We start from the raw sequence: 19,971 nt of genomic DNA on the forward strand, positions 1-19,971 counted from the left end.
GGCGCGGAGCCGGTTATTTTTTGGGCCGATACTTTTCGGGTAATTCCGGAACCGGACGGCGATCGTCGATCAGATGACGGATGGTCAGAATCGGATGGCGCCATAACATACGTGGCCCTGCCCAGCGCATCACCTGCTTCATCTCTTCCCGTCGGGCGGGCTGATAACAGTGCACAGGGCACTGTTTGCAGGCAGGTTTTTCCTCACCAAACACGCATTTATCCAGCCGCTTATCGGCATAAGCCTTGAGCGCCGAATAGTGCCCCTCTTCTTTTATGGCGTGCGGACACCTGTTTTCGTACAGGGCGATCATTCTGGCGATCGTCTTTTTTTCTCGTGAAATACGTTTACCGGACATAACGTCGTCCTCAACAATAAAGTGCATTTATAATACCCTTTTATCCGCACATTTTCAGTCATTGCATTCCATTTTCTGAAGCGCCCTTCCAGAATTACCCCGCCCCCCGCTGCGTTTTACTGGTATTTTATACAGGCATAAATAACCACCTTTGACCGCATTCACCGGAGAGCTTATGCAAGAGATCGCGATCGCCAAACCCTATCGTCACTTGAAAGTGGGTTACTTCAGAAAACGTCATGAAGACCGTAAAACGAAAATTCCAAAACGCTACAGCGTACACGCAGCGCTGAGCCTGAAAGGCGACTGGCTTGAGCAAGCGGGATTTACCACCAACTCGCAGGTTCGGGTGGGCGTCGAGCACGGGAAAATCATCATTGAATTAATGGTGGAAGATGCCTCGTAAAGTCGTGACTTTTTTCTGCGCCGCACCTTTTTTTCATGCGACAATAGAAGGAACAATCGGCCATTGAGCCGCTCAAAGCGTAATATTTTCAAAGAAATGGATATCATAACTCCATGAGCACAATCGACAATTTCGACGCGCATACGCCAATGATGCAGCAGTACCTGAAGCTGAAGGCACAGCATCCGGAAATTTTGCTGTTTTACCGTATGGGCGATTTTTACGAGCTTTTTTATGACGATGCGAAACGTGCGTCTCAGCTGCTCGACATTTCCCTGACGAAACGTGGCGCGTCAGCAGGCGAGCCCATCCCGATGGCAGGTATCCCGCATCACGCGGTTGAAAACTATCTGGCGAAGCTGGTGAACCAGGGTGAGTCTGTCGCTATCTGCGAACAAATTGGCGACCCGGCCACGTCGAAAGGCCCCGTTGAGCGCAAAGTCGTACGCATCGTGACGCCGGGAACCATCAGTGATGAGGCCCTGCTTCAGGAGCGCCAGGATAACCTGCTGGCGGCGATCTGGCAGGACGGTAAAGGGTTTGGCTACGCCACGCTGGATATCAGCTCCGGTCGTTTTCGCCTGAGTGAACCGGCTGACCGTGAAACCATGGCGGCTGAACTACAGCGCACCAATCCGGCAGAACTGCTTTATGCAGAGGATTTCGCCGAGACGGCGCTGATTGAAGGTCGCCGCGGCCTGCGTCGTCGTCCACTGTGGGAGTTCGAAATTGATACCGCGCGCCAGCAGCTGAACCTGCAATTTGGCACGCGAGATTTGATTGGCTTTGGCGTAGAAAACGCCCCGCGCGGGCTGTGTGCCGCAGGCTGCCTGTTGCAGTACGTTAAGGATACGCAGCGTACCGCCCTGCCCCATATCCGTTCCATTACCATGGAGCGTCAGCAGGACAGCATCATCATGGATGCCGCCACGCGCCGCAACCTGGAGATCACTCAGAACCTCGCTGGCGGCATGGAAAATACGCTGGCGTCGGTTCTCGACAGCACGGTTACCCCCATGGGCAGCCGTATGCTCAAACGCTGGCTGCATATGCCGATCCGCAATACCGACACGCTGATCGGCCGCCAGCAAACCATTGCCGCATTGCAGGATCGTTACACCGACTTGCAGCCGGTGCTGCGTCAGGTGGGTGATCTTGAGCGTATCCTGGCGCGCCTGGCACTGCGCACCGCGCGTCCACGCGATCTTGCCCGTATGCGTCACGCGTTCCAGCAGTTGCCGGAACTGCGTGCTCAGCTGGGAGAGATCGACAGCGCGCCAGTGCAGAAGCTGCGCGAAACCATGGGCGAATTTACCGAGCTTCGCGAACTGCTGGAACGCGCCATCATTGATGCGCCGCCTGTTCTGGTGCGGGATGGCGGGGTTATTGCTCCAGGTTATAACGAAGAGCTGGACGAATGGCGTGCGCTGGCCGATGGCGCGACGGATTATCTGGATAAGCTGGAAATCCGCGAGCGTGAACGTCTGGGGCTCGACACCCTGAAAGTCGGCTACAACGCGGTACACGGTTACTATATCCAGATCAGCCGTGGGCAGAGTCACCTGGCGCCGATTCACTACGTTCGCCGCCAGACGCTGAAAAATGCCGAGCGCTACATTATTCCTGAGCTGAAAGAGTACGAAGACAAAGTGCTCACGTCGAAAGGTAAAGCGCTGGCGCTGGAGAAACAGCTGTATGACGAGCTGTTTGACATCCTGATGCCGCACCTGGCTGACCTGCAACTGAGCGCCGCTGCGCTGGCCGAGCTGGATGTCCTGGTAAACCTGGCCGAGCGCGCCGATACGCTGAACTACACCTGTCCGACCTTTACTGACAAACCCGGCATTCGCATTACCGAAGGCCGCCACCCGGTGGTTGAGCAGGTGCTGAACGAGCCGTTTATTGCCAACCCGTTGAACCTGTCACCGCAGCGAAGAATGCTGATCATTACCGGTCCCAACATGGGCGGTAAAAGTACCTATATGCGCCAGACAGCCCTTATCGCGCTGCTCGCCTACATCGGCAGCTACGTTCCGGCGCAGAAGGTTGAGATTGGCCCTATCGACCGTATCTTCACCCGTGTGGGTGCTGCGGACGATCTGGCGAGCGGTCGCTCTACCTTTATGGTCGAGATGACCGAAACCGCCAACATTCTGCATAACGCGACAGAGAACAGTCTGGTGTTGATGGACGAAGTAGGACGCGGTACCTCCACCTATGACGGCCTGTCCCTGGCCTGGGCGTGCGCGGAAAGTCTGGCAAATAAAATCAAGGCGCTGACGCTGTTCGCAACGCACTATTTCGAACTGACACAGCTGCCAGAGAAAATGGAAGGCGTGGCTAACGTCCACCTTGATGCGCTTGAGCACGGCGACACCATCGCCTTTATGCACACGGTGCAGGACGGCGCGGCAAGCAAGAGTTATGGCCTGGCCGTCGCGGCGCTGGCGGGCGTGCCAAAAGAGGTGATCAAGCGCGCGCGTCAGAAACTGCGTGAACTGGAAAGTTTGTCACCGAATGCGGCGGCGACGCAGATAGATGGTACGCAGATGTCACTGCTGGCGGTCCCGGAAGAGACCTCTCCGGCCGTGGAAGCGCTGGAAAATCTCGACCCGGATACCCTGACGCCGCGACAGGCGCTGGAGTGGATTTATCGGTTGAAGAGTCTGGTTTAGTTCTCTGCGGTCTTTTTTGCCGGGTGGCGGCTTCGCCTTACCCGGCCTACAAAACCCGTAGGCCCGGTAAGCGTAGGGTATGAACCGGAAACATGGGTAACACTTTAGACCGGATACATGGGTAACAGTTATAACTGGCATAGAAGAGGAGACTCGCTATGCCCTGGACTGAGACCCGACCTATGCAACGCCTTGATTTTATCCGTGCCTGCCATGCAGGTACGGATTCTTTTTCAGCCCTCTGCCGTCTCTTCGGCATCAGCCGAAAAACCGGTTACAAATGGCTTCAGCGTTTTGACCCCTCTGACCTGTCATCTCTCTCTGACCGGTCGCGTGCTCCGCACTCCCACTCCCGTACAGTTCCTGATGATATCGCCGGGCAGCTTACGGCCCTGAGGCAGAAACACCCTGACTGGGGCCCCAAAAAACTGCGGATGTGGCTGCTCAATCATCACGTCGATTTTACCGTCCCCGCTGCCAGCACTATCGGCGATATCCTCAAGCGTGAAGGCCTGGTTCCGGATAAAAAGCGAAAACGCAGAACCCCGGGCAATCGCCAGCCCCTGACCATCATCAGTGAGAACAATCAGGTCTGGAGCGCTGATTTTAAAGGCAAGTTCAGGCTGCTGAGCCGGAAATACTGTCATCCCTTCACCCTGACCGACAATCACAGCCGGTATCTTCTGAGCTGCCGGGGAACGGACCGGGAGAGCGAGCCCTTCGTCAGGCAGTGCCTGACGGATGCGTTCCTGGAGTACGGTCTGCCGGAAGTCCTGAGAACGGATAATGGACAGCCTTTCGCAGGAACAGGTATCGCCGGGTTAAGTCGCCTTGCAGTCTGGCTGATAAAGCTGGGCATCAGACCGGAACGTATCAGAAAGGGGCATCCGGAAGAAAACGGCCGTCATGAGAGAATGCACCGTTCGCTGAAAAGTGCAGTAAAACAGGGCAACACCTTTATGACGATGGAAGAACAACAGCGGTGGTTCAGTGACTACCGGGAAGAGTTTAACTACGAAAGGCCGCATGAAGCCCTGGCGGGTGCAACGCCCGGAACGGTATGGCAGCCCTCAGGCCGACACTGGGATGGCAGGGTTCCTGAATATGCTTATCCGGAAGGAGGTACGGTCTACAGGGTGAAATCAAGGGGGACACTCTATATGGGGAAAAAGGGGACGGTGTTCCTGAGTGAAGCGCTGACTGATGAGTACATCATGCTGGAAGAACAGGATGATGGCCTTGAGGCCATCATCTTTAACGGAATAACGCTTGCGTACTACGACCGAAAAACCCAGAGTGTGCTCCGGATAGACTGAAAAGTGTTACCTATGTTCCCGGTCTGATCTGTCACCTATGTATCCGGTCATACAGTAGCGCCACCGGGCAAAGGACCGCACAATATTATCGCCCGGTAAGCGCAGCCGCCACCGGGCTTTTTTTACAGCAGCGGCGGGATCGTCGGCACCTGCGGCGCCTCATCAATATCCTTCTGCGTCATGCGGAACGCTTCCGGGTAATGCTCGCGGCTGGTACGGCGCAGCGGTTCGGTATCGCGCCAGGTATACAGACAGTGCTGACACTGGTATACCGTCCAGACACCTTTCACCGGTGATGTTGCCATCACTTCAATATGTTCATCGGCACAACGTGGACAAATCATTTTTTCCTCCTTATTGACGTGCCGCCAGCATCGCGGTCAGTTTTTCGGCCCAGGCTTTGGTTTCAGGGAGATCCTGTACCGGCTGGCTGTAGTGACCACGGTTGTCCGGGGCAACAGGGGTGGTGGCATCAATGATCAGCTTGTCAGTGATCCCCGCCGGGCTGGAGCCGGGGTCAAGCTCGAGCACAGACATATTCGGTAGCTGTACCAGATCGCCTGCCGGATTGACCTTCGATGACAGCGCCCACATCACCTGCGGCAGGTTAAACGGATCGACATCTTCATCCACCATAATCACCATCTTCACGTAACCCAGACCGTGTGGCATGGTCATGGCGCGGAGCCCGACCGCACGGGCAAAACCGCCGTAACGCTTTTTAGTGGAGATAATCGCCAGCAGACCGTGGGTGTACATGGCGTTCACCGCCTGCACTTCCGGGAATTCCGCCTTCAGCTGCTGATAGAGCGGTACGCAGGTGGCGGGCCCCATCAGATAATCAATTTCGGTCCACGGCATGCCCAGGTAGAGAGATTCGAAAATCGGTTTAGTGCGGTAAGAAACTTTGTCGATACGCACAACCGTCATGTTGCGCCCGCCGGAGTAGTGACCGGTAAACTCACCGAAGGGCCCTTCAATTTCACGTTTCCGGCCTTCAATCACCCCTTCCAGGATCACTTCCGACCCCCACGGCACATCGAAACCGGTCAGCGGAGCCGTCGCAATCGGATACGGGCTTTCACGTAGCGCACCGGCCATTTCATACTCGGATTGATCGTATTTCAGCGGCGTGGCGCCCATCAGGGTGATGATCGGATCGTTACCCAGCGTAATGGCAATTGGCAGGTCTTCGCCGCGCTCTTCTGCCTTATGCAGATGCAACGCAATATCGTGCATCGGCACCGGTTGCAGGCCGAGCTTACGCTTGCCCTTCACTTCCATACGATAGATCCCGACGTTCTGCTTGCCGAAGTGATCGGGGTCGAGCGGATCGCGGGAGACAACGCATGCTTTATCGAGATAAAAGCCCCCGTCACCGTCGTTCAGGCGGAACAGCGGCAGAATGTCGAACAGGTTAATGTCTTCCCCGTCCACCGTGTTCTGCGCCCAGGCCGGGTTTGCACGACGCTCTGGCGCGACGGGAAATTTGTCCCAGCGACGAATAAACTCGTCGATCTGTTTTTTCACCGGGGTATTCGCCGGCAGCCCCATCGAAATAGCGTGGTTTTGCCACGAGCCGATAGTGTTCATCACCACACGGGCATCGGTGAAACCGCGAATATTATCGAACCACAGCGCAGGCGCGCCATCGCCAATGCGCCCGGTAGCGTTGGCGGCCGCCGCTAAATCCGGCTCAGCGTTTACCTCTTCCTCAATTTTCAGCAGCTGCCCTTGCTCATCGAGCGCCTGCAAGAAGCTTCTCAAATCATCAAATGCCATCTTTATTCTCCTGTGAAAAATGTTTCGCTGCCTGCAAACCTTCCCAGCGTCGGGCTTTTTTATGCTCCAGACCGAACTGGTCGAGAACGCGGGTCACGATATGCTGGGTAATGTCATCGGCGGTTTGCGGGTGGTTGTAGTACGCAGGCATAGGCGGCACCATCGCCACGCCCATGCGGGAAAGGGCAAGCATGTTCTCGAGATGGATGGTGCTGAGCGGCGTCTCACGGGGAACCAGCACCAGCTTGCGTCCCTCTTTCAGCACCACGTCTGCCGCACGCCCTACCAGCCCTTCGGCGTAGCCCGCGCGGATACCCGCCAGCGTTTTCATGCTGCACGGGATGACGATCATGCCGTCGGTGCGAAACGAGCCGGAGGAGATGGTGGCAGCCTGATCGGCCGGGCTATGGACGACATCCGCCAGGGCAGCAACGTCATGCGCAGTGAAGGGCGTTTCCAGCTCAATCGTGGTTTTTGCCCACTTCGACATCACCAGATGCGTTTCCACCTCCGGCATTTCCCGCAGCGCCTGCAACAACGCCACGCCTAATGGCGCACCCGTTGCGCCCGTCATTCCCACAATCAATCTCATTCAGCACCTCAATAAGTTTGTTCGTATACGAACATATTAATTAAACTACGCCTTGATCCTGCTGCTGACAAGATCGTTCGTATACGATCACACTAATCGCTAAAAAACTCTCGCGTTAAAATTCAGCCCGAGAGCGGCTATCATAGAGGGAGTATTTTTCCGTCGGAGTGTCCATGGAGTTAAGACAAGAAGCTTTCCACCTGCTACGTCAGCTTTTTCAACAGCATACCGCCCAGTGGCAGCACGCATTGCCCGAACTGACAAAGCCACAGTATGCGGTGATGCGGTCAATTGCTGAAAATCCTGGCATTGAGCAGGTTGCCCTGACTGAAGTCGCGGTGAGCACCAAAGCGACGCTGGCAGAAATGCTGAGCCGCATGGAAGCACGCGGCCTGGTCAGGCGCGAGCACGATCCGGCGGACAAGCGCCGTCGGTTTGTCTTTCTGACGGCCGAAGGTGAGGCCCTGCTTGAGAGCAGTAAACCGATTGGAAATGAGGTGGATGAGGCGTTTTTAGGGCGCCTTAACGGCGCGGAACGAGAGCAATTTTCAGCGCTCATTAAAAAGATGATGCAGGATTAAGTAACCCTGACGCGCATAAAATCAATAAATGTTCGCACTTTCGCGGGCACATGCCGGGCATCAGGATAAACGGCATAGATGCCCTGCTGAGCGAACGTGTACGCCGGTAACAGCGAGACCAGTTCCCCTGCATCCAGTGCGTTTCGCACCAGCCACTCCGGCAGCAGCGCCACTCCACATCCCGCGAGGGCAAAAGCCATCAGCGCCTGGGCGCTGTCTGCATACAGGCGCGGCGCTTTCTTGATCTCAAAGGAAACCGGCTGCTCATCAACACCTCTCACCTGCCAGCGCAGCGGCGACGTTAAACGCTCATGAATGATCCAGTCCGCTTCCGCCAGCTGCTCCAGCGAGTTAACCGGATGGTTTGCCAGCCAGCCTGGCGTTGCCACGGGAAGGATGGTGAAGGAGGTCATCAACGCGGCGTGGTAGCGCGAATCTGCAAGCGTGCCGAGCCGGATAGCGACATCGAAGCGCTCGGCGATAAGATCGGCATGCAAAGAGGACGAGACATGCCGCACGCGGAGGTCCGGGTGCAGCTGGCTAAATTCAGCCAGCAAAGGCACCACCACCTGCGAGCCATATTCGGGCGTGGTGGTGATCCGCAGTTCTCCCGTCAGCCCGGCGTGGTTGGCGCGAACATCATCCTGCAATCGCTCTGCATCCCGTAACAGCATCACGCTTCGTTGATGAAAGAGCTTCCCCGCTTCGGTCAGCGTCAGGCGTCGGGTGGTTCGCAGCAACAGGGTGACGCCCAGCTCCTCTTCAAGCTGACGAATATGAAAGCTGACCACCGCTTTTGTCAGCCCCATCGCCTCCGCCGCGGCGGTGAAACTGCCGGTGTCCGCTACGGCGATAAACATCGCCGTACGCTGTAAATTAAGCATCGCTTGCCTGGTTAACTGTCAAAATAATGTTGACAGTATATCGTGCTTTGTCGCGTTTATCCGTAACGCGCGGGCCGATACGATACGCCACCTCACCGGAGGAACTTCCATGACGTATCGCAGCAAAATCGCCGTCGTCTTTCTGCTCGGCTTTTTCCTTGATTTGATAAACATGTTTATTGCCAGTATCGCCTTTCCGGCGATGGCTCGTGCTTTCAATACCACACCTTCCGCGCTTGCCTGGGTAAGTAACGGATACATTGCCGGGCTGACGCTAGTCATCCCTTTCAGCAGTATCCTGACGCGCCGCGTCGGGCCGAAGCGCGTTATCCTGCTCTCACTGCTTCTCTTTAGCGCGGCCTCCGTTGCGGCGGGTCTCTCATCTTCGCTGGAAAGTCTGATTGCCTGGCGAGTCGTACAGGGCGCCGGAGGGGGTTTACTGATCCCGGTTGGTCAGGCTCTGACCTGGCAACAATTTAAGCCTCATGAGCGGGCCAGACTCTCCTCGGCGGTGATGCTGGTCGCACTGCTTGCCCCCGCGTGCTCACCGGCTGTGGGCGGTATGCTGGTTCAGACATTCAGCTGGCGCTGGATATTTTTTGCCACCCTGCCCGTCGCCATTGTCACCTTTGCTTTGGCCTGCGCGTGGCTTAAAACAGAACCGTCGCCGATAAACACCACCAGGACAGTAAACCTGTCTTTGCTGACGGATCCGCTGTTGCGCTTATCCATGCTTATCTATGTGTGCGTACCCGGCATTTTTATCGGCGTGAACGTAACGGGCATGTATTACCTCCAGAGCGAGGCCAATATGACACCCGCCGCAACGGGCATGCTTATGCTGCCGTGGTCTGTGGCTTCGTTTTTGGCTATCACCGCGACAGGACGCTATTTCAACCGTATCGGCCCCCGGCCGCTGGTGGTCATCGGTTGCCTTTTGCAGGCGACGGGCATTCTGCTTTTAGTTAACGTCGGCCCGGCAATGCTGCTACCTGCCGTTGCGTTTGCGCTGATGGGCGCGGGGGGAAGCCTTTGCAGCAGTACGGCTCAGAGCAGCGCGTTTTTGACGATGCGACCGGAAGATATGCCCGATGCCAGCGCGCTATGGAATCTGAATCGTCAGTTGAGCTTTTTTGCGGGCGCTCTGCTGCTGGCGCAGGCGCTGAGCTTCATGCAGGATTATCTCGCGCCGCTGGCCGCCTGGCACGGGATGTTTGTTTTTGCCGCAGTCATCACCCTGCTGCCCGTACTGTACGTCTACCGTCTTAACAACACGCAGTTACTTGCGCAACTGCAACAGGAGCAACCATGACCCATTTCGAACAAGAGATCCTCGACATTCACGTCGCCCTTGAAAACTGGTTAGGTGCAGGCGAAGGCGATCGGGACGCCCTGCTCGCCCGTTTCCGTCCGGATTTTCTGATGGTTCCACCGAGTGGCAACCCTTTAGATCATCACGCGCTTGCCCAATTTTTATATGCGCAGCGGGGAACCCGACCCGGGCTCAGGATCGACATTGATGCGTTAACAACGCTTCAGACATGGGACAACGGCGCAGTGCTCCATTACCGGGAGACGCAAACCCGGCCAGGCCAGCCCGTCAACGTGCGCTGGTCAACCGCAGTGCTTAATCAGGAAGGGGATAACATCACCTGGCGTTTGCTGCACGAAACGGCGCAGCCGTAAGGCATAAAAAAGGCCCGTCTCACGACGGGCCTTTTCTGACGAATGGTTGCTTACTCGCGGAACAGCGCTTCGATATTCAGACCTTGCCCTTGCAGGATTTCACGCAGGCGGCGTAGTCCTTCAACCTGAATCTGACGAACACGTTCACGGGTCAGGCCAATCTCACGGCCGACGTCTTCCAGTGTCGCAGCTTCATACCCCAGTAAACCGAAACGACGTGCCAGCACTTCACGCTGTTTGGCGTTCAGTTCGAACAGCCATTTGACGATGCTCTGTTTCATGTCATCGTCCTGCGTGGTGTCTTCCGGGCCGTTGTCTTTTTCATCGGCCAGGATGTCCAGCAGCGCTTTTTCGGAGTCGCCACCCAGCGGGGTGTCAACCGAGGTAATGCGCTCGTTGAGACGCAGCATACGGCTTACGTCATCAACCGGTTTGTCGAGTTGCTCTGCAATCTCTTCCGCACTTGGCTCGTGGTCCAGTTTATGGGACAACTCGCGCGCGGTACGCAGATAAACATTCAACTCTTTGACGATGTGGATCGGCAGTCGAATCGTACGGGTCTGGTTCATAATAGCCCGTTCGATGGTCTGACGAATCCACCAGGTCGCGTAGGTTGAGAAACGGAACCCGCGTTCCGGGTCAAACTTCTCAACTGCGCGGATGAGACCTAAGTTGCCCTCTTCAATCAGATCCAGCAGAGCCAGACCACGATTGCCATAACGGCGGGCAATTTTCACGACCAGTCGCAGGTTACTTTCGATCATGCGACGACGCGAGGCAACATCACCACGCAAAGCACGACGTGCGAAATAGACTTCTTCTTCGGCCGTTAGCAGTGGGGAGTAACCAATCTCCCCAAGGTAAAGCTGAGTCGCGTCCAGCACACGCTGTGTGGCACCCTGCGATAACAGCTCTTCTTCAGCCAAATCGTTATCACTGGGTTCCTCTTCTACTAAGGCTTTTTCGTCAAAAGCCTCTGCTCCGTTCTCATCAAATTCCGCGTCTTCATTTAAATCATGAACTTTCAGCGTATTCTGACTCATAAGGTGGCTCCTACCCGTGATCCCTGGACGAGACACCCTGGCTGGCATGCCCCGTCAATTTATCGCTGCGGTAAATATTGCAGCGGGTTTACGGATTTCCCCTTGTAACGAATTTCAAAATGCAAGCGTGTAGAACTGGTTCCGGTGCTACCCATGGTAGCGATTTTTTGCCCCGCCTTAACTTCTTGTTGTTCCCGGACCAGCATAGTGTCGTTATGGGCGTAGGCACTCAGGTAATCATCATTATGTTTGATGATAATAAGATTACCGTAACCGCGCAGTGCGTTACCGGCATAGACAACGCGCCCGTCTGCGGTCGCGATGATTGCCTGTCCTTTACTGCCTGCGATATCGATCCCTTTGTTGCCCCCCTCAGAGGTAGCGAAGTTCTCGATAATCTTGCCGTCAGTTGGCCAGCGCCAGGTGGTGATTGACGAGCTGGCATTCTGACTGCTTGCAGTCGGTACAGTAGAGCTAACCACAGGTGCCGTAGTCGGTGCTGTGACAACAGTCGCAGTACCTTTATTATTCGGCAACATTTTGTTAGCACTCTGATCACCTGAATCCTCAGAATACGTAATTACAGGTTGTGAAGCAACCACCGTGGTGGTTTTTTGTGCAGGGGTGACGCTGTTATTTTGCGCAGTTACGTCGGCCGCTGAAACGGTGTTGCCTGGCGTAAGCGGTGTCCCCGTCGCGTTGCCAACCTGAAGCGTTTGCCCGACTTCCAGAGCGTACGGGGCCTGGACGTTGTTTCGCTGTGCCAGATCGCGGAAATCGTTCCCGGTGATCCAGGCAATATAGAACAGCGTATCGCCGCGCTTCACGGTATAGGTGCTGCCGCCGGTATAGCTACCTTTCGGAATGTTCCCATACTTGCGGTTATACACTATGCGGCCATTTTCGGTCTGAACAGGCTGATCCACTGGCTGAATCTGCGAAGGCTGCGTAACTGGACGCTGAACCGGCTGGATCTGCGGAGTTTGCTGCGCCGTGGACGTGCCCATTTTAGGCGGAGGGGTAATCAACATTCCGCTGGACGTGTTACCCGAGCCGCTGGTTCCATTGACGGAACTGACGGGCGCAGGTGCATTGTCAGAACTTGTACAGCCTGCCAGCCAGAGCGAAACCAGTGATAATGCCGCAACACGGCTGATGGTGAATTTTGGGCTTCCCGCGCTCATTTATCCCCCAGGAATGTGTTAACTACCAGTGACTTAAAAATAACCGTGATGGCACGAACCTATCGCGCCACACCATACGCTGAATTTGCCTCAATAACCCTGGAAAAATCCGAGTCTCAGGCCAGCTCGCCCTTAACCAGGGGCACAAAGCGCACGGCTTCCACGGTATCGATAATAAACTCGCCGCCGCGTCGACGAACGCGCTTTAAAAGCTGCTGCTCATCGCCGACGGGCAAAACTAGAATGCCGCCCTCGTCCAGCTGCGAGAGAAGTGCAGCGGGAATTTCAGGTGGCGCGGCCGTGACTATTATGGCGTCAAACGGGGCGCGAGCCTGCCAACCCTGCCATCCATCGCCGTGGCGTGTCGATACATTATGTAAATCAAGCTGTTTCAGGCGACGGCGCGCCTGCCACTGCAAGCCTTTAATCCGTTCCACGGAACAGACATGGTGCACAAGGTGGGCCAGGATCGCGGTCTGATACCCTGAACCGGTGCCAATTTCCAGCACCCGGGAGTCTGGCGTTAACTCCAGAAGCTCCGTCATACGCGCCACCATGTAAGGCTGCGAAATCGTCTGGCCTTGCCCGATGGGCAGCGCCACGTTTTCCCACGCTTTGTGTTCAAACGCCTCATCTACAAACTTCTCACGGGGAACCTGGGCAAGCGCATCCAGCACCTGCTCGTTGGCGATCCCCTGTGCGCGTAATTGTTCCAGAAGAGTTTGTACACGTTTACTTACCATTGCGCGTTCACTCCGACCCGATCTAACCAGTCCGACACCACATCATGCGCGCTATAAGCGGTTAAATCTACGTGCAACGGCGTAACGGAAACGTAACCCTCATCCACCGCAGCGAAGTCGGTGTCTGGCCCGGCATCGCATTTATCTCCCGGCGGGCCGATCCAGTACAGGGTATTGCCGCGCGGATCCTGCTGGGGAATAACCTGATCGGCCGGATGGCGACTGCCGCAGCGCGTCACGCGGATCCCTTTGATCTCGTCCAGCGGGAGATCCGGCACGTTAATATTGAGGATACGTCCGGTACGCAGCGGCTCGCGGCCAAGCGCACGGAGAATAGAGCAGGTTACCGCGGCGGCAGTGTCATAGTGGGTGTGGCCGTTTAACGAGACCGCCAGCGCCGGGAACCCCAGGTGACGCCCCTCCATCGCCGCGGCCACGGTGCCGGAGTAAATCACATCATCGCCAAGATTCGGCCCGGCATTGATGCCGGAGACCACAACATCCGGCCGCGGGCGCATCAGCGCATTTACGCCCAGAAACACGCAGTCGGTCGGCGTCCCCATCTGGACGGCAATATCGCCATTCTCAAAGGTAAAGGTTCGAAGTGAAGACTCCAGCGTCAATGAGTTAGACGCGCCACTGCGGTTACGATCGGGAGCCACGACCTGCACATCCGCAAATTCGCGGAGGTGTTTCGCCAGCGTCTGAATACCTGGCGCATGGATCCCGTCATCGTTACTCAGCAATATTCGCATAATCACCCGACGTGTTGATAAGTTCCCTGACAACACTGGTGGCAAAGCTACCTGCCGGCAGCCAGAAGCGTAACTCGACGGTTACGTCATCCCACCAGTTCCAGCTCAGCTGTTGCGGGTAGAGGAGCATCGCACGGCGCGCCGCCTCGACTTTTTCCCGCACCAGCAATGATTGTAATTCTGGCGCATCCGCCACCGCTGACTGCTCAGCGGCCAGCGCCTCGCCCTGAGTTCCCCAGTCGCCTGAGCCCGGCAAGGCGGCGGTAATCATCAGCGATTTAGCGTCCACGCGCGACTGGGCATCGGCCATCTCATCGGCCGTTGCCACAAACCAGCTTCCGCGTCCCGCTAATTGTAGCGCATCGCCGACAACAACTTGATTCGCGTCCGGTTTTTTCAGCCGTTCGCTCACAATCTGATTAAACAACGCACTGCGGGCTGCCGACAACCAAAAACTGCGTTTATTCCTGTCGCGCACCGGCGCGCTGCTTTGCGCCCAGCGCAGCGCGCCCAGCAGGTTGCTGCCACCAATGCCAAAGCGCTGTGCGCCAAAATAGTTTGGCACGCCGCGTTCGGTAATGGCCTTCAGGCGTTTTTCAACGTCATCGCGGTCGGTCACTTCACGCAGCACCAGCGTGAAATCGTTGCCTTTCAACGCTCCCGGACGCAATTTGCGTTTGTGGCGGGCATACTCCAGTACCTTACAGCCCTCAAGCTCAAATTTGCTTAAATCGGGCATGGCATTGCCGGGCACGCGGGCGCAAAGCCACTGTTCGGTCACGGCATGCTTATCCTTTTGACCGGCAAAGCTCACATCGCGGGCGTGAATTTTGAGGAATTTTGCCAGCGCGTCCGCCACGAAGCGGGTGTTGCAGCCGTTTTTCAGAATGCGCACCAGGATGTGCTCGCCTTCGCCATCCGGCTCAAAACCCAGATCTTCCACTACCACGAAATCTTCAGGGTTGGCTTTCAGCAGACCCTTGCCCTGCGGTTTACCGTGCAGATACGTCAGGTTGTCGAAATCCGTCATTTGACCGCCTTCACCAGCAGCGCCACGGCTTCACAGGCAATGCCTTCGCCACGACCGGTAAAGCCCAGCTTCTCCGTGGTGGTCGCTTTGACGTTGACGTCGTCCATATGGCAGCCCAGATCTTCAGCGATAAACACGCGCATCTGAGGGATGTGCGGCAGCATCTTCGGTGCCTGAGCAATGATCGTCACATCAACGTTGCCGAGGGTGTAGCCTTTGGCCTGAATACGACGCCAGGCTTCGCGCAGCAGTTCGCGGCTGTCTGCGCCTTTAAAAGCAGGATCGGTGTCCGGGAACAGTTTGCCAATGTCGCCCAACGCGGCGGCACCCAGCAGCGCGTCGGTCAGCGCATGCAGCGCCACGTCGCCATCAGAATGCGCCAGCAAACCTTTTTCGTATGGAATACGCACGCCGCCAATGATAATTGGGCCAACGCCGCCAAAGGCGTGTACATCAAAACCGTGTCCAATACGCATTATGCCTTCTCCTGAGGGGTCGTACGGGTAAGATAAAATTCCGCGAGCTGTAAGTCTTCCGGGCGCGTCACTTTAATATTATCAGCGCGCCCTTCAACAAGCGTTGGGTGGAAACCGCAATACTCCAGCGCCGAGGCTTCGTCCGTAATGGTCGCACCTTCTTTGAGCGCACGCGTTAAGCAGTCGTGGAGTAATTGGCGGGGAAAAAATTGTGGCGTCAGCGCGTGCCATAAATCCACGCGCTCGACGGTGTGGGCAATCGCCGGTTTACCCGGTTCGGCACGCTTCATGGTGTCACGCACAGGGGCGGCCAGAATGCCGCCCACGTTACTGGTTTCACTCAGGGCCAGCAGACGTGACAGATCGTCGTGATGCAGACAGGGACGCGCGGCATCGTGCACCAGCACCCACTGCGCGTTCCCGGCAGCCTGAATGCCCGCCAGAACAGAGTCGGCCCGCTCGGCGCCGCCGTCAACAACGGTAATCTGAGGATGATGTGCCAGCGGGAGTTGCGCAAAACGCGCATCGCCGGGGCTGATGGCAATAACCACGCGTTTCACCCGGGCATGCGCCAGCAGCGCTGCCACGGCGTGCTCGAGGATCGTTTTATCACCAATTGAGAGGTACTGCTTGGGACACTCTGTCTGCATGCGCCGGCCAAAACCTGCGGCCGGCACCACGGCACAGACGTCCGAAAAAGTTGCTGCCATGTCGTAATCCTGGGCCTGATTATCGATTGTTTTGTGCGGAGCCCTGATTGCGTTTAGACGCATCCGGAACCAGGCGATAAAACGTTTCGCCCGGCTTAGTCATACTGAGTTCATTGCGTGCGCGCTCCTCAATCGCCTCCTGGCCGCCATTGAGGTCATCAATTTCAGCAAAAAGTTGATCGTTACGCGCTTTAAGTTTGGCGTTTGTCGCCTGCTGTGCCGCGACGTCATCGCTCACCCGGCTGTAGTCGTGCAGTCCGTTTTTGCCGAACCACAGCGAATATTGCAGCCAGACCAGCAAAGCCAGCAACAGCAGCGTTAGTTTACCCATCCTGCCCCCTGAAAAAACGGCATCATCATCCCATAACTTTCCGCTGGACTCTACTGCGGGGTTTTAATTATGCCGTAAGTTAGCCCATCAGCCATAAAAACAGCAGGCCAAAGATGACCACAACGGTGGCGATAGTGATGAAAGTACTATACAGGAGCTTGCCGTTGAAAAGGGAGTGCAGCGCCACGCCCACAACCACCGCAACGGGCATCAGCGCCAGAAAGAAAGGCCAGGTATAGAGGAAGAAAAAGAGGGTGTTACCACCGTAGATCAAAAACGGGATACCCAGCGCCAGTAACCACGACACGAAGCCGACTATCGCCCCAGGGAAGGACCAGGTCGTCTCGTCGTCGGTCGTTAACGGTTCCGACCCGGTGGTAATCATGTAGTTTTCACTGTTGCGCATAGCTAATCCTGTGACCGTGACTCATCGCTCGGGAAGACAGCTCCCGAACGATACCGTCTCAGGATCTGATAATATCGTCCCGTCTGAGCAGGTCTAATAATTGGCTTACTAAATTTGTTACCAATTGTTGACCTTGCAGATGAATCTCAGGGGATTCAGGCGCTTCGTAAACCGAGTCAATGCCGGTGAAGTTTCGCAGCTCTCCCGCGCGGGCTTTTTTGTACAGCCCTTTTGGATCGCGCGCTTCGCAGATTGCCAGCGGGGTATCCACAAACACTTCAATAAAGCGATTCTGCCCCACGCGCTCACGCACCATCTGACGTTCGGCGCGGTGCGGTGAGATAAATGCCGTTAGCACCACCAGCCCGGCATCCGCCATCAGGCTGGCGACTTCCCCTACCCGACGAATGTTCTCTTTACGGTCTTCATCGCTGAACCCTAAATCGCTGCACAGGCCGTGACGCACGTTGTCGCCGTCCAGCAGGTAGGTGCTCACCCCCTGCTGATGCAGCGCCTCTTCCAGTGCGCCTGCCACCGTGGATTTACCGGAGCCAGACAGCCCGGTAAACCACAGCACAACCCCACGGTGACCGTGGAGCTGTTCGCGCTGGGCGACGGTGACCGGATGAGGATGCCAGACGACGTTCTCATCATGGGCGGCCATCACTTGCCTCCCAGCAGATCGCGTGCGCCCCAGTGCGGGAAGTGCTTACGCACCAGCGCGTTCAGTTCCAGCTCGAAGGCGCTGAACTCAGACGTCACGCTCGCCTGTGCGTCAGGCTCGCGGACCATGCCGGCACCGACGGTGACGTTGGTCAGGCGGTCAATGAAGATCAGCCCGCCCGTCACCGGATTCTGCTGATACGGATCCAGCACCAGCGGCTCGTCGAAGGTCATATCCACCAGACCGATGCCGTTCAGCGGCAGCTCGCTCACGTCACGGTGGGTCAGGTTGTTGATGTCCACCTGGAACTGAATGCCGTCCACGCGGGCGCGGGTTTTCTTGCCGGCGATTTTAATGTCATAGCTCTGGCCTGCGGTCAGCGGCTGTTCGGCCATCCACACTACATCCACGGATGCGCCCTGCACCGCCGCCAGCGTTTCCTGAGCGTCGACCAGCAGGTCGCCGCGGCTGATATCAATTTCGTCTTTCAGTACCAGGGTTACCGCTTCACCTGCCCCGGCTTCGTCCAGATCGCCATCAAAGGTGACGATACGGGCGATGGTCGATTCCACGCCGGATGGCAGCACCTTGACGCGCTGACCCACCTTCACGGAGCCTGAAGCGAGAGTACCGGAGAAGCCGCGGAAATCGAGGTTCGGACGGTTCACGTACTGCACCGGGAAGCGCATCGGCTGGGTATCGACCACGCGCTGAATTTCAACGGTTTCCAGCACTTCCAGCAGCGTCGGGCCGCTGTACCACGGCATGTTCGCGCTCTGAGAGGCGACGTTATCCCCTTCCAGCGCCGACAGCGGCACAAAGCGAATATCGAGGTTGCCCGGCAGTTGTTCAGCAAAGGTCAGGTAGCTCTGGCGGATCTCGTCGAAACGCGCTTCGCTGTAGTCCACCAGATCCATTTTGTTTACTGCCACCACCAGGTGTTTGATCCCCAGCAGCGTAGAGATAAAGCTGTGACGACGAGTCTGATCCAGCACACCTTTACGGGCGTCGATCAGCAGGATCGCCAGGTCACAGGTGGACGCGCCGGTCGCCATGTTACGGGTGTACTGCTCGTGCCCCGGGGTGTCGGCGATAATAAATTTGCGCTTTTCGGTAGAGAAGTAGCGATAGGCGACATCAATGGTAATGCCCTGCTCGCGCTCCGCCTGCAAGCCGTCCACCAGCAGCGCCAGGTCGAGTTTTTCGCCCTGGGTGCCGTGGCGTTTACTGTCATTGTGCAGGGAAGAGAGCTGATCTTCGTAGATCTGGCGCGTGTCATGCAGCAGACGACCAATCAGGGTACTTTTCCCGTCATCCACGCTGCCGCAGGTCAGGAAACGCAGCAGACTTTTGTACTGTTGGGCGTGCAGATAAGCTTCTACGCCGCCTTCATCGGCAATTTGTTGGGCAATAGTCGTATTCATGGCGGCTCCTTAGAAATAACCCTGACGTTTCTTCAGCTCCATGGAGCCTGCCTGGTCGCGGTCAATCACGCGGCCCTGTCGCTCACTGGTGGTCGACACCAGCATCTCTTCGATGATCTCGGGCAGCGTCTGCGCACTGGATTCCACCGCGCCGGTCAACGGCCAGCAGCCGAGGGTGCGGAAACGGACCATCTGTTTTTTGATCACTTCGCCCGGCTGTAAATCAATGCGATCGTCGTCGATCATCATCAGCATGCCGTCGCGCTCCAGTACCGGGCGCTCGGCCGCCAGATACAGCGGAACGATCTCAATATTTTCCAGATAGATGTACTGCCAGATATCCAGCTCGGTCCAGTTGGAGAGCGGGAAGACGCGAATGCTTTCGCCCTTGTTGATCTGGCCGTTGTAGTTGTGCCACAGCTCCGGACGCTGGTTTTTCGGGTCCCAGCGGTGGAAGCGGTCGCGGAAGGAGTAGATACGCTCTTTGGCGCGGGATTTCTCTTCGTCACGGCGCGCGCCGCCGAAGGCCGCATCAAAACCGTATTTATTCAGCGCCTGCTTCAGCCCTTCGGTTTTCATGATGTCGGTATGCTTGGCGCTGCCGTGCACGAACGGGTTGATGCCCATCGCCACCCCTTCCGGGTTTTTGTGCACCAGCAGCTCGCAGCCGTAGGCTTTGGCGGTACGGTCACGAAACTCGTACATCTCGCGGAATTTCCAGCCGGTATCCACGTGCAGCAGCGGGAACGGCAGCGTACCCGGATAAAACGCTTTACGCGCCAGGTGCAGCATGACGCTGGAATCTTTACCGATGGAGTACATCATCACCGGGTTAGAAAACTCGGCGGCCACTTCGCGGATAATGTGGATACTTTCCGCTTCGAGCTGCCGCAGGTGAGTAAGTCGTTTTTGGTCCATAACCGTT

24 protein-coding genes are annotated in these 19,971 nt (G+C 56.6%); 7 read left to right on the forward strand and 17 right to left on the reverse strand.

Annotated elements, in window-relative coordinates:
• Positions 1–13: 13 nt before the first annotated feature.
• Positions 14–358, reverse strand: coding sequence for a nitrous oxide-stimulated promoter family protein (locus tag L463_RS01735; protein WP_022649174.1), 345 nt, complete (start codon positions 356–358; stop codon positions 14–16).
• A gap of 175 nt (positions 359–533) precedes the next feature.
• On the opposite strand from L463_RS01735, the gene L463_RS01730 reads away from it, so the two are divergent.
• The 3 genes from L463_RS01730 to L463_RS01720 all read left to right on the forward strand — a co-directional run bounded on the left by L463_RS01730 (position 534) and on the right by L463_RS01720 (position 4,755).
• Positions 534–764 (forward strand): SymE family type I addiction module toxin, encoded by a 231-nt coding sequence (locus tag L463_RS01730; protein WP_017692767.1) that lies wholly within the window; start codon positions 534–536, stop codon positions 762–764.
• Positions 765–877: 113 nt separating this feature from the next.
• A complete protein-coding gene (gene mutS, locus L463_RS01725; RefSeq protein ID WP_032673308.1) occupies positions 878–3,439 on the forward strand; it encodes a DNA mismatch repair protein MutS in 2,562 nt (853 codons plus the stop codon).
• Between the two features lie 158 nt (positions 3,440–3,597).
• Positions 3,598–4,755: a DDE-type integrase/transposase/recombinase gene (locus tag L463_RS01720; RefSeq protein ID WP_023295456.1), complete on the forward strand. Its 1,158-nt coding sequence runs from the start codon at positions 3,598–3,600 to the stop codon at positions 4,753–4,755.
• A gap of 122 nt (positions 4,756–4,877) precedes the next feature.
• On the opposite strand, the gene L463_RS01715 is transcribed toward L463_RS01720, so the two are convergent.
• From L463_RS01715 to L463_RS01705, 3 genes are read right to left on the reverse strand one after another with little or no spacing between them, the layout of a single operon-like run.
• The gene (locus tag L463_RS01715; RefSeq protein ID WP_003862116.1) at positions 4,878–5,099 is read right to left on the reverse strand and encodes a non-oxidative hydroxyarylic acid decarboxylases subunit D; all 222 of its coding nucleotides are present in this window, start codon (positions 5,097–5,099) and stop codon (positions 4,878–4,880) included.
• A 10-nt stretch (positions 5,100–5,109) separates the two neighbouring features.
• Positions 5,110–6,537 carry a non-oxidative hydroxyarylic acid decarboxylases subunit C gene (locus L463_RS01710; RefSeq protein WP_032102893.1) on the reverse strand — a complete coding sequence of 476 codons (1,428 nt, stop codon included), beginning with the start codon at positions 6,535–6,537 and terminating at the stop codon, positions 5,110–5,112.
• Positions 6,527–7,129 carry a non-oxidative hydroxyarylic acid decarboxylases subunit B gene (locus L463_RS01705; protein ID WP_003862111.1) on the reverse strand — a complete coding sequence of 201 codons (603 nt, stop codon included), beginning with the start codon at positions 7,127–7,129 and terminating at the stop codon, positions 6,527–6,529. Before L463_RS01705 ends, L463_RS01710 begins: the two co-directional genes overlap by 11 nt.
• A 173-nt stretch (positions 7,130–7,302) precedes the next feature.
• Here L463_RS01705 and L463_RS01700 point away from each other — a divergent pair, with 173 nt between their 5' ends.
• Complete coding sequence (locus L463_RS01700; protein WP_015571704.1) at positions 7,303–7,710, forward strand: MarR family winged helix-turn-helix transcriptional regulator; 408 nt, start codon at positions 7,303–7,305, stop codon at positions 7,708–7,710.
• Here the strand turns inward: L463_RS01700 and L463_RS01695 are convergent.
• Positions 7,707–8,594, reverse strand: a complete 888-nt coding sequence (locus L463_RS01695) for a LysR family transcriptional regulator (protein WP_032102894.1) — start codon at positions 8,592–8,594, stop codon at positions 7,707–7,709. The two genes, L463_RS01700 and L463_RS01695, sit on opposite strands and share 4 nt — an antisense overlap.
• Positions 8,595–8,703: 109 nt before the next feature.
• On the opposite strand from L463_RS01695, the gene L463_RS01690 reads away from it, so the two are divergent.
• Entirely contained in the window at positions 8,704–9,906 is a 1,203-nt protein-coding gene (locus L463_RS01690) for an MFS transporter (RefSeq protein ID WP_032102895.1), read from the forward strand.
• Positions 9,903–10,280, forward strand: a complete 378-nt coding sequence (locus tag L463_RS01685; protein ID WP_015571707.1) for a DUF4440 domain-containing protein — start codon at positions 9,903–9,905, stop codon at positions 10,278–10,280. The genes L463_RS01690 and L463_RS01685 overlap by 4 nt, the downstream gene beginning before the upstream one ends.
• A gap of 50 nt (positions 10,281–10,330) precedes the next feature.
• Here L463_RS01685 and rpoS read toward each other — a convergent pair whose 3' ends face one another.
• Together rpoS and nlpD are read right to left on the reverse strand one after the other, a co-directional pair.
• The gene (rpoS, locus tag L463_RS01680) at positions 10,331–11,323 is read right to left on the reverse strand and encodes an RNA polymerase sigma factor RpoS (protein ID WP_013098493.1); all 993 of its coding nucleotides are present in this window, start codon (positions 11,321–11,323) and stop codon (positions 10,331–10,333) included.
• Positions 11,324–11,382: 59 nt separating this feature from the next.
• Positions 11,383–12,456: a murein hydrolase activator NlpD gene (gene nlpD, locus L463_RS01675; protein WP_223259309.1), complete on the reverse strand. Its 1,074-nt coding sequence runs from the start codon at positions 12,454–12,456 to the stop codon at positions 11,383–11,385.
• On the opposite strand from nlpD, the gene L463_RS24655 reads away from it, so the two are divergent.
• On the forward strand, positions 12,389–12,529 hold the full coding sequence (locus L463_RS24655; protein WP_223230135.1) for a peptidase: 141 nt from the start codon (positions 12,389–12,391) through the stop codon (positions 12,527–12,529). The two genes, nlpD and L463_RS24655, sit on opposite strands and share 68 nt — an antisense overlap.
• A gap of 94 nt (positions 12,530–12,623) precedes the next feature.
• Here L463_RS24655 and L463_RS01670 read toward each other — a convergent pair whose 3' ends face one another.
• The 10 genes from L463_RS01670 to cysD all read right to left on the reverse strand — a co-directional run bounded on the left by L463_RS01670 (position 12,624) and on the right by cysD (position 19,964).
• Positions 12,624–13,250, reverse strand: a complete 627-nt coding sequence (locus tag L463_RS01670; RefSeq protein ID WP_015571709.1) for a protein-L-isoaspartate(D-aspartate) O-methyltransferase — start codon at positions 13,248–13,250, stop codon at positions 12,624–12,626.
• A complete protein-coding gene (gene surE / locus L463_RS01665) occupies positions 13,244–14,005 on the reverse strand; it encodes a 5'/3'-nucleotidase SurE (RefSeq protein ID WP_017382816.1) in 762 nt (253 codons plus the stop codon). The genes L463_RS01670 and surE overlap by 7 nt, the downstream gene beginning before the upstream one ends.
• Positions 13,986–15,035, reverse strand: coding sequence for a tRNA pseudouridine(13) synthase TruD (gene truD, locus L463_RS01660; protein ID WP_032102897.1), 1,050 nt, complete (start codon positions 15,033–15,035; stop codon positions 13,986–13,988). The genes surE and truD overlap by 20 nt, the downstream gene beginning before the upstream one ends.
• On the reverse strand, positions 15,032–15,511 hold the full coding sequence (gene ispF / locus L463_RS01655; RefSeq protein ID WP_015571711.1) for a 2-C-methyl-D-erythritol 2,4-cyclodiphosphate synthase: 480 nt from the start codon (positions 15,509–15,511) through the stop codon (positions 15,032–15,034). The genes truD and ispF overlap by 4 nt, the downstream gene beginning before the upstream one ends.
• Positions 15,511–16,221 (reverse strand): 2-C-methyl-D-erythritol 4-phosphate cytidylyltransferase, encoded by a 711-nt coding sequence (gene ispD / locus L463_RS01650; protein ID WP_017382818.1) that lies wholly within the window; start codon positions 16,219–16,221, stop codon positions 15,511–15,513. Before ispD ends, ispF begins: the two co-directional genes overlap by 1 nt.
• Positions 16,222–16,240: 19 nt before the next feature.
• A complete protein-coding gene (ftsB, locus tag L463_RS01645; protein WP_003862095.1) occupies positions 16,241–16,552 on the reverse strand; it encodes a cell division protein FtsB in 312 nt (103 codons plus the stop codon).
• A gap of 79 nt (positions 16,553–16,631) precedes the next feature.
• Positions 16,632–16,958: a DUF3561 family protein gene (locus L463_RS01640; protein ID WP_023304328.1), complete on the reverse strand. Its 327-nt coding sequence runs from the start codon at positions 16,956–16,958 to the stop codon at positions 16,632–16,634.
• 58 nt (positions 16,959–17,016) lie between these two features.
• Positions 17,017–17,622 carry an adenylyl-sulfate kinase gene (gene cysC, locus L463_RS01635; RefSeq protein ID WP_023304329.1) on the reverse strand — a complete coding sequence of 202 codons (606 nt, stop codon included), beginning with the start codon at positions 17,620–17,622 and terminating at the stop codon, positions 17,017–17,019.
• Positions 17,622–19,046: a sulfate adenylyltransferase subunit CysN gene (cysN, locus tag L463_RS01630; protein WP_015571714.1), complete on the reverse strand. Its 1,425-nt coding sequence runs from the start codon at positions 19,044–19,046 to the stop codon at positions 17,622–17,624. The genes cysC and cysN overlap by 1 nt, the downstream gene beginning before the upstream one ends.
• Before the next feature lie 9 nt (positions 19,047–19,055).
• On the reverse strand, positions 19,056–19,964 hold the full coding sequence (cysD, locus tag L463_RS01625; RefSeq protein WP_006811770.1) for a sulfate adenylyltransferase subunit CysD: 909 nt from the start codon (positions 19,962–19,964) through the stop codon (positions 19,056–19,058).
• Positions 19,965–19,971 lie beyond the last annotated feature (7 nt).

The sequence above is a fragment of the Enterobacter sp. BIDMC 27 genome, from assembly GCF_000534415.1.
In the GTDB taxonomy this organism is placed as follows: Bacteria; Pseudomonadota; Gammaproteobacteria; order Enterobacterales; family Enterobacteriaceae; genus Enterobacter; species Enterobacter hormaechei_C.